The organism is Acinetobacter sp. COS3 (genome assembly GCF_000475335.1).
Taxonomy (GTDB): domain Bacteria; phylum Pseudomonadota; class Gammaproteobacteria; order Pseudomonadales; family Moraxellaceae; genus Acinetobacter; species Acinetobacter venetianus.
Genome location: NZ_AXCD01000005.1, coordinates 178830 through 187016, shown reverse-complemented (window position 1 = coordinate 187016; position 8187 = coordinate 178830). Strand labels below are relative to the sequence as shown.

The window sequence follows — 8187 nt, the reverse complement described above, 5'->3', positions numbered from 1 at the left end:
GCTAATGCAGAGGGGGTGTTTCTTTATTGCGGAGAGGAAAAGACAATATAATGATGCTATTCCTTTAGCAATCGTAGTCCACAATGAAAAAGCATTGAAACAACAATTATGCAGTTTGAAGTTTCATTGAATCATAAAACAACATAAATAAAAGTGTAAAAGCAACAATTATGAGATATCAATAATAAGAATCGAGAGGCTATAACTCTGTTAGGAGGCAAAATGGAACAGAAATTATTTCAAGCTGCAAAAGCATTAATGATGAGGCGTTATCCTACAGGTTGGGGTGGTGTTGCGGCATTAGCTACAGAGAGCGGAAAAATTCTAACAAGTGTTGCTCCTGAAACGCAGAATGATGCATTAGCACTCTGTATGGAAGTTGGCGCATGCTTAGAGGCATACAAAATCAATGAAAAAGTTACTCATTCTCTCTGTATCTGTAGAGAGTCAGAAAATGCAAATATTCTAATTTTAACACCTTGTGGGATTTGCCAAGAACGGCTTTCTTATTGGGGTGGTGATGTTCAAGTTGCAGTAAGTACACTGGATAATAGATTGCTATTTAAACAGTTAAGAGAACTGATGCCGTATCATTGGTCGATTGTGAATGGGATTAGTTTGTAATGTTATGTGGAGAACGCTGGAAGAATGAAGCATCAGGGTATGAAGTATAGCTAGCCTATCTTTAAAATTTTATACAGTTGATGAGGAGTAGTAGCGAATTGATGTTGTGGATATTCTTCGTGATTATCTAGATTCATCAAGACTATTTATTGGGGGTATTATTTATGGAATCTCAACAAGTTTTGTAGAACTTTATCGTAAAGTGCTTCATGAATATATTGCTTCTGTCATTCTGATGGAACGAAAACTAATTTTTTTTAAATTTGAGGAAGTAAATGAAACTCAACTCTTTTTCTCCAGTCCCTGAAGACGATGGAGAGTTAAATCTTCCTGAGCTAGTGTATTGGGCATCCCTTGGTGATGTGGAACAAATTGAGCAATTATTGGCAGAGGGTATAGACCCAAATCAAACGGATGACGAAGGCTATAGCGCGTTACAGGCTGCTGCTGAGAATGATCATTTAGCTGTGGTGAAGCTACTTGTGAGTAAAGATGCAAATGTTGCTTATAAAAGCGAATATACAGCGCTACAGCTGGCGGAAATGGCAGAGAATCACGACGTAGTTGTGTATCTCAAAAGTCTTTAAATCGCGTTTAAAAATGATAGATAAAAAGAAGCCCCATCATCCTGACGGGGCTTCTTCATATTCCGTTTATTGTCGTTTATATTCCTTATGAACGACCGCTTCCTGCGCATCTTGTTATTTTCAATGAGACTTCCTGTCTCTCTATGATTTGTATGATAGGCGAAAAGTTTGGATTGGGATATTCGCCAATTGCTGCGATTGTTGTAGGTTTTGGCGTACACCAATAAAGAATGATGAAATGATGAGCTATAAAAAAACGGAATCAAGAGATTCCGTTTTTGCTTTATTTCAATCTTAGAAATGAACATCCAAACCGATATAAGGACCTTTAAAATTAAATTTAAGGTCATTTTTTTCGTAGTCATCTAATTTAATATCAAGAATACGATAACCTGCTTTTAAGCCGACATCGACCAATAAATTATCAATAAAGTTATATTGTAATTCGGCTTGGGCATCCGTAATTTTAGTGTCATTCACATTGCTATATAGTAATTCTGCTTTCGCACTTAGACCTGTAAATGGCAGTTTTACGCCTGCTGATCCATAGATAACAGGAATTGTTTTATCAATATCTGTTTTATTTAAGCCAAGCGTCTTAACATCACCATTGAGGTTACTCGCGCCAAAACCAATGTCTGCATCTACGATATTATCTAGTACTTCGTAATACAAAATAAAATCAGTATGGTCGATATCTAAGTCATAAACAGGTTGACCTGCAACTTCATTTTCGGTCTGTGTTTTTAAATTCACATAACGAATTTTTGCATTTGGGATCAGTGGAATTGGATGTTCAATAGCCAATGAAATTTGTGCTGAACCTTTTCGGTCAAGATCTTGAGCGGGTGCTGAGGTTTGTGCTGCCATATTGGCTTCACCATTGTAGTTCCAGTAGCTAAGATCGCCTTTTACACCGATCACATCGGCTTGAGCTAAACCACAAACGCTTGTCCCTAAAGCAAGTAGCGTTAATTTTAATAGTTTCATTGCATTGTCCTAATTAATATCAAAACCGTAATGAATTGTTATGAATTCACCCTAGATTGGACGCATCATATAGTGATCTTGAGCAATATGCAGTAGTCTAATTTTAAATTATGTGAAAAGAGAATAAATAATGACAGAAGTAGAATCGTGTGTGGATTACCCTTTATACGTAGCAGGGAAAGCAATTACAACAGGTCAATGGCTTGAAGTCCATGATAAGTATAATAATACCGTTTATGCGCGAGTCGCCTTGGCAGATGCTAAAGTGCTTGAAAAAGCGATATCGGCTTCGGTGAAGGCTGAAGCAGAAATGGCGGCATTAAAACCATATCAAAAACAAAAAATTTTATTGCACTGTGTGAAGCGGTTTAATGAATTAAGGGAAGAACTCACCGAGATTTTAATTGCGGAAGGTGGAAAGCCTCGCGGTGCAGCGAGCGCTGAAGTGGAGCGTTTAATTAATACTTTTCAACTCGCTGCGGATGCTGTTACTCAACTTGATGATGGTCGAATGTTACCTTTGGCGGTTACACCTGCTGCGGCACGTTTTAGAGGAATGGTGAAACATGTACCTGTTGGTGCGATCTCGTTAATTAGCCCATTTAATTTTCCATTAAATTTGGTGGCGCATAAGATCGCCCCTGCGATTGCGGCGGGTTGTCCTTTTGTTTTAAAGCCTGCCAGTTTAACTCCAATTAGTGCATTAAAAATTGCCCAAGTCTTAGCTGAAACTGATCTTCCAAAAGGTTCTTGGTCGGTATTGCCGTGTGATCGTCAAGCAGCTGATATTTTAGTGACGGATGATCGCTTTAAACTTTTGAGCTTTACTGGTTCAGATCAAGTCGGCTGGGACATGAAAGCACGCGCAGGTCGCAAGAAAGTCACCTTAGAACTGGGTGGAAATGCTGCGGTATTAATTGAGTCAGATACTCCCGTTGATGATGCTTTGATTGATCGTTTGGTTGGAGCGGCTTATGGTCATGCAGGTCAGATATGTATTAGTGTGCAACGAATTTTAATTCATGTAGATATTTACACGGAGGTCAAAAAGAAATTACTCGCGAAATTGAAAAAAATCAAAGTTGATGATCCAAGTTTAAGCACAACTTTGGTTGGTCCGATGATTAAGGAAGCAGAAGCAGTGCGCTTGAAAAAGTGGATTGATAAAGCGGAGAAAAAAGGGGCAAAAGTACTGATAGGAGGAACATTGAAAGGTGTTCTATTTGAACCGACACTTTTGGAGAATGTAGATTCAAAGCTTGAAGTGTATAAAGATGAAGCCTTTGGTCCAGTTGCGATTTTAGAAAAGTACAAAGATTTTGAACAAGGGATCGCGACGATTAATCAAAGTCGTTTTGGGCTACAAGCAGGCGTTTATACACAGAATCTAAATAAGATGCTGTATGCATGGGATCATTTGCATGTGGGTGGTGTCATTATCAATGATGTACCGACTTTCCGTGTGGATAATATGCCTTATGGCGGTGTAAAAGACTCAGGTTTAGGTCGAGAAGGAATTCATTCGGCCATCCGAGATATGCAAGAAGAACGGTTACTCGCAATTAAACAATAAGCAATAATTTAGATAAGAGGGCGTGATGATTTTAATGATTGATTATTTTATAAACTTATCCTGTAAAACTTGACTGTCAGGTCAATATTGCAGTGAATTGAAAAATAATCAATCGTTCGAAAAATATAGTTTTTTCGTCCAGAATTTACAGTAAAAAGAAATAAAAACGGGTATTGTTCAGCTATTAAGTAGCAAAAAATGGACAAAGCTCTTTAAGGAAGAATTTTCTATTTTGCTCGTTTGTTCTGAAGAATCAATCTGCCCAAAAGGTGATGCTCTTTGACAAACAACACAAAATTTTTGTGGTACTTTTCTTGCTTGTAACAAAAAAATAAAGTGTAGGCAGCATTAAAAGTAACCTTTATCGTATTTAGGTGATTTATGACAGATACTCGTGAAAACTGGTCTGCTCGATCTGGTTTTATTATTGCGGCGGTTGGATCTGCTGTTGGTTTGGGTAATATTTGGCGCTTTCCCTATGTCGCTTATGAAAATGGTGGCGGCGCGTTCTTAATTCCTTATTTAGTTGCACTTTTGACAGCAGGTTTACCGCTGTTATTCCTAGACTATGCCGTGGGTCATCGTAGTACTGGTGCACCTCCAAAAGCTTATGAACAATTGACTAAAAAAGCTGAGGCTTTAGGTTGGTGGCAAGCTTGTGTATGTATCATCATCGGTCTTTACTATGCCAGCGTCTTGACGTGGGCTGGTAGCTATATCTATTTCTCGTTCAATCAATCTTGGGGTGCTGATCCTGAGGGTTATTTCTTTAAAGCTTTCTTAGCAACTTCAGATGCCGCTGGTTTTGACATGACCTTTATTAGTCATTTGTTATGGCCATTGATTGGTGTTTGGGCGCTTGTGCTTGTAATTCTATATGGTGGTGTTCGAAAAGGGGTTGAGCTTGCGAACCGTATTTTCATGCCGCTTTTAATCGTTCTTTTTAGCATACTCGTGATTCAAGCATTACGTTTACCAGGTGCTTCAGAAGGCTTAAATGCATTCTTTACGCCGAACTGGGAAGCGATGAAAGACTATAAAGTATGGCTTGCTGCTTATGGTCATATCTTCTTCTCGTTATCTGTTGGTTTCGGGATTATGGTGACCTATGCCTCGTATCTCAAACCAAAAACGAATTTAACTGGTTCTGGTTTCGTTGTTGGTTTTGCAAACTCTTCGTTTGAATTACTTGCTGGGATTGGGGTGTTTGCTGCATTGGGCTTTATGGCACATGCTGCGGATAAGAGTGTTCAAGATGTGGTAAGCGGTGGTATTGGTCTTGCGTTTATTGCATTCCCTAAGATCATTTCAAGTTTAGGAGCGGGTGCTGAATTATTCGGTATTTTATTCTTTACTTCATTGTTCGTTGCAGGTGTAACGTCAATGGTGAGTATTTTAGAAGTGCCAATTGCAGCGATGCAGGACAAATTAAAATGGGGCCGTGCGAAAGCCGTAACCATTATTGGTGGTGGTACTGGTATTGTTTCTATTGCACTGTTCTCAAGCGCTAATGCCATTAAATTAGTTGATATTATCGATCACTTTATCAATAACTTGGGTATTGTTTCTGGTGCACTTGTTTCGATCATCATGGTGTCTTGGTTCAAGCGCTCATTGATGCGAGAGCTTGAGTTACACGTAAACAGCATTTCAACAATCAAGTTAGGAAAAATCTGGGAATTCACGTTGACTGTGATAACGCCAGTGGTGTTGTTATCTACGCTTGGTCTTGCTTTAAGTGCTTTATTGCAAAAAGGATATGGCGATTACTCAATGAGTTTACAGCTTTGGTTTGGTTGGGGCTGTATCTTGTTCTGTGCAATCGGTGCTTTATTCATGTCTAGTTTAAAAAATCGCTAGGAGAGTGAAATGACGACTTCAGCTATTATCATGTTAGTGATTGCAATTGCTTTACTATGGGGTGGTTTATCTCTTTCGATTTTGCACTTATTGCGCAATCCTGAAGACTAGAATCACGCTGAGATACTTAAAAAGTAAAAAAAGCAGGCTTTAAGCCTGCTTTTTTATTATGCCAACTTTTTAATTAAGCAATAATAGAAACCATCACCTGATTGTGCAGTAGGGAGTAACTGACGACCATAGGTCTGTTCAATGCCCCAATCAGCTTCGATTTTAATTTCTTCTGCATCAGCATGTTCCGCAAAGAATGTCGCCATTTGCTGCTCATTCTCGACTTTTAAGATCGAGCAAGTGATATACAGCAATGTACCGTCGACTTTAAGTTGTTGCCACATCTGTTGCAAAATCTGCTGCTGTAAAGCGACTGTTTGCGCGATATCAGTGGACTGTCTGAGTAAGCGAATATCAGGATGGCGACGAATTACGCCTGTTGCTGAACATGGTGCATCTAGCACGATACAGTCGACCAGTTGCTGCGTCTGCCATGTAGTGGCATCTGCCTCGATAATCTCTACTTCGGTTTGATCTAAGCCAAGACGTTCGATATTTTCAGAAACACGCAGTAAACGTTTCGCATCATGATCAAGGGCAATCAATTTTTTAGGGTTAAAGCGCTCAAGGATATGTGCTGTTTTGCCGCCAGGTGCAGCACAGGCATCAACCACCACTTTGCCATCTAGGTTCGGTAAAAGCGTGGCACATAACTGTGCATGTTCATCCTGAACAGAAAAACCACCTTCTTCAAAACCCGGTAAATGGGTAATATTGCCCGTTTGTCCCAAAACAATACCAACATTTGAAAGCATGCAAGGACGAGCATCAATCTGTTCCTCATCCAAAATCTCTAAATATTCGTCACGACTGACTTGGCGTTCATTGACACGAAGGGTGAGCGGTGCGACTTGTTTTAAGGCTTGGCATAGAAGCTCTGTTTGCTCAGGCCAATCTTTTTTGAGTCGTTTGAATAACCAACTTGGTAAACCATGCGTATTATTCAATGCTGTTTGAAATTCATCTGTTTCACGTGAAACACGACGCAGAATCGCATTGACCAAACCACTCATTGGCTCGAAACCGAGTTGCTTGGCCGCATTTACCGTTTCTGAAATCGCGGCATGTACTGGAATACGAGTACATAGAATTTGATATAAACCAAGATATAAACAACTTTCTAGTGCTTCATTGTCTAATGGTTTTGTGAGCAATGGTAAGGTAATGGCTTTTAATGAATGCCATTGACGTAAGCAACCTAAAGTGAGTTCGTGATATAAACCACGGTCACGTTCAGAAACCATATTGATATGTTGATTTAAAACGGAAGACAAAGATTGCCCATTTTGAACCGCCAAAAGCGTTTTGACGACTTGCGCACGCAGATTCAAATTTTTTACAGAGGATTGATTTGATTGGCTCATGGGAGAATTTGTCCAATATGTAATTTCTGGGTTTGGGCAATTTGAACTGGATTGAGGGCTTTAGCACCCGGCCACTGAAGACTGGTGAGGCAGACGGCTGTATTGTCGCCACAAGCAACGTGTACACCTTGTTTGTCCATCGCTACAATCTCACCGACTTGAGCATCGGTTTTGCTGTGGGAAGAAAGCGTAGAGCCCCATACACGCAGCGCATTGTTTTCATCCAGTTGAATAAAGGCAACTGGCCACGGGTTAAAAGCACGGATATTACGGTCGATTTGAATGGCATTTTGTGTCCAATCTATACGCGCTTCTGCTTTCACGAGTTTGTGGGCATAAACAGTGAGTGCTTCATCTTGCACTTCACGTTTGGCAATAAAATCTTGCAGGCTTTGTTCTGATTCAAGCACAGTACAAATCGCTTCTGCACCCTGATCTGCCAATTTGTCATGCAAGCTGGCAGAGGTATCTTCTGCTGTAATTGGGCAATAGGTTTTATACATCATATCGCCTGTATCTAAACCAGCTGCCATCTGCATGATGGTAATCCCTGTTTCATCATCACCCGTCGCGATTGCACGTTGAATCGGTGCAGCACCACGCCAACGCGGTAATAGCGAACCGTGAATATTCAGGCAGCCATACTTCGGTGTATCTAAAACGGCTTGCGGTAAGATCAGACCATAAGCTGCGACGACCATCACATCAGCACCCAAAGCTGCCAATTCTTGTTGAGCTGCTAGGCCTTCTTCAGTCGACGCTTTAAAATGCAAAGGTTGATAAACAGGTAAACCGTTTTCAAGCGCCAATTGTTTAACAGGAGATGGCGTTAATTTTTGCCCACGCCCTGATTTACGGTCAGGTTGGGTATAAACAGCAATGATCTGGTGTGATGTTTTTAATAATGCCGCCAATGCGGTTGCCGCAAATTCAGGCGTACCAGCAAAAATGATTTTCACAAAGATAATCCAACTAAAACTTGCTGCAAATTATAAGCGAAAAAGCCACTAGTCCCTAATTCGATGGATTGAATTGCTTTTGTGCAAAAAAGATAGGTCCACTGGTCATGAGTTAAACG

The 8187-nt window shown here is 40.2% G+C and carries 8 protein-coding genes; 5 read left to right on the top strand and 3 right to left on the bottom strand.

Going from position 1 to position 8187, the window contains the following annotated elements:
- Positions 1–222: 222 nt before the first annotated feature.
- Together IO68_RS20530 and IO68_RS20525 are read left to right on the top strand one after the other, a co-directional pair.
- Entirely contained in the window at positions 223–624 is a 402-nt protein-coding gene (locus tag IO68_RS20530; RefSeq protein WP_023012759.1) for a cytidine deaminase, read from the top strand.
- A gap of 275 nt (positions 625–899) precedes the next feature.
- Positions 900–1211, top strand: a complete 312-nt coding sequence (locus tag IO68_RS20525; protein ID WP_023012758.1) for an ankyrin repeat domain-containing protein — start codon at positions 900–902, stop codon at positions 1209–1211.
- A gap of 294 nt (positions 1212–1505) precedes the next feature.
- On the opposite strand, the gene IO68_RS20520 is transcribed toward IO68_RS20525, so the two are convergent.
- On the bottom strand, positions 1506–2201 hold the full coding sequence (locus IO68_RS20520) for a TIGR04219 family outer membrane beta-barrel protein (RefSeq protein WP_023012757.1): 696 nt from the start codon (positions 2199–2201) through the stop codon (positions 1506–1508).
- 130 nt (positions 2202–2331) lie between these two features.
- On the opposite strand from IO68_RS20520, the gene IO68_RS20515 reads away from it, so the two are divergent.
- The 3 genes from IO68_RS20515 to IO68_RS33535 all read left to right on the top strand — a co-directional run bounded on the left by IO68_RS20515 (position 2332) and on the right by IO68_RS33535 (position 5745).
- The gene (locus IO68_RS20515; RefSeq protein WP_023012756.1) at positions 2332–3774 is read left to right on the top strand and encodes an aldehyde dehydrogenase family protein; all 1443 of its coding nucleotides are present in this window, start codon (positions 2332–2334) and stop codon (positions 3772–3774) included.
- Between the two features lie 381 nt (positions 3775–4155).
- A complete protein-coding gene (locus tag IO68_RS20510; RefSeq protein WP_004878225.1) occupies positions 4156–5634 on the top strand; it encodes a sodium-dependent transporter in 1479 nt (492 codons plus the stop codon).
- A 9-nt stretch (positions 5635–5643) separates the two neighbouring features.
- Positions 5644–5745, top strand: a complete 102-nt coding sequence (locus tag IO68_RS33535) for a methionine/alanine import family NSS transporter small subunit (RefSeq protein WP_004878224.1) — start codon at positions 5644–5646, stop codon at positions 5743–5745.
- A gap of 56 nt (positions 5746–5801) precedes the next feature.
- Here IO68_RS33535 and rsmB read toward each other — a convergent pair whose 3' ends face one another.
- Positions 5802–7109: a 16S rRNA (cytosine(967)-C(5))-methyltransferase RsmB gene (rsmB, locus tag IO68_RS20505; protein WP_023012755.1), complete on the bottom strand. Its 1308-nt coding sequence runs from the start codon at positions 7107–7109 to the stop codon at positions 5802–5804.
- Complete coding sequence (fmt, locus tag IO68_RS20500) at positions 7106–8068, bottom strand: methionyl-tRNA formyltransferase (RefSeq protein ID WP_023012754.1); 963 nt, start codon at positions 8066–8068, stop codon at positions 7106–7108. Before fmt ends, rsmB begins: the two co-directional genes overlap by 4 nt.
- Positions 8069–8187: the final 119 nt, after the last annotated feature.

Coding starts and splice junctions, on each gene's coding strand:
- IO68_RS20530 (WP_023012759.1), top strand. CDS start 223: ATGGAACAGAAATTATTTCAAGCTGCAAAAGCATTAATGATGAGGCGT.
- IO68_RS20525 (WP_023012758.1), top strand. CDS start 900: ATGAAACTCAACTCTTTTTCTCCAGTCCCTGAAGACGATGGAGAGTTA.
- IO68_RS20520 (WP_023012757.1), bottom strand. CDS start 2,201: ATGAAACTATTAAAATTAACGCTACTTGCTTTAGGGACAAGCGTTTGT.
- IO68_RS20515 (WP_023012756.1), top strand. CDS start 2,332: ATGACAGAAGTAGAATCGTGTGTGGATTACCCTTTATACGTAGCAGGG.
- IO68_RS20510 (WP_004878225.1), top strand. CDS start 4,156: ATGACAGATACTCGTGAAAACTGGTCTGCTCGATCTGGTTTTATTATT.
- IO68_RS33535 (WP_004878224.1), top strand. CDS start 5,644: ATGACGACTTCAGCTATTATCATGTTAGTGATTGCAATTGCTTTACTA.
- rsmB (WP_023012755.1), bottom strand. CDS start 7,109: ATGAGCCAATCAAATCAATCCTCTGTAAAAAATTTGAATCTGCGTGCG.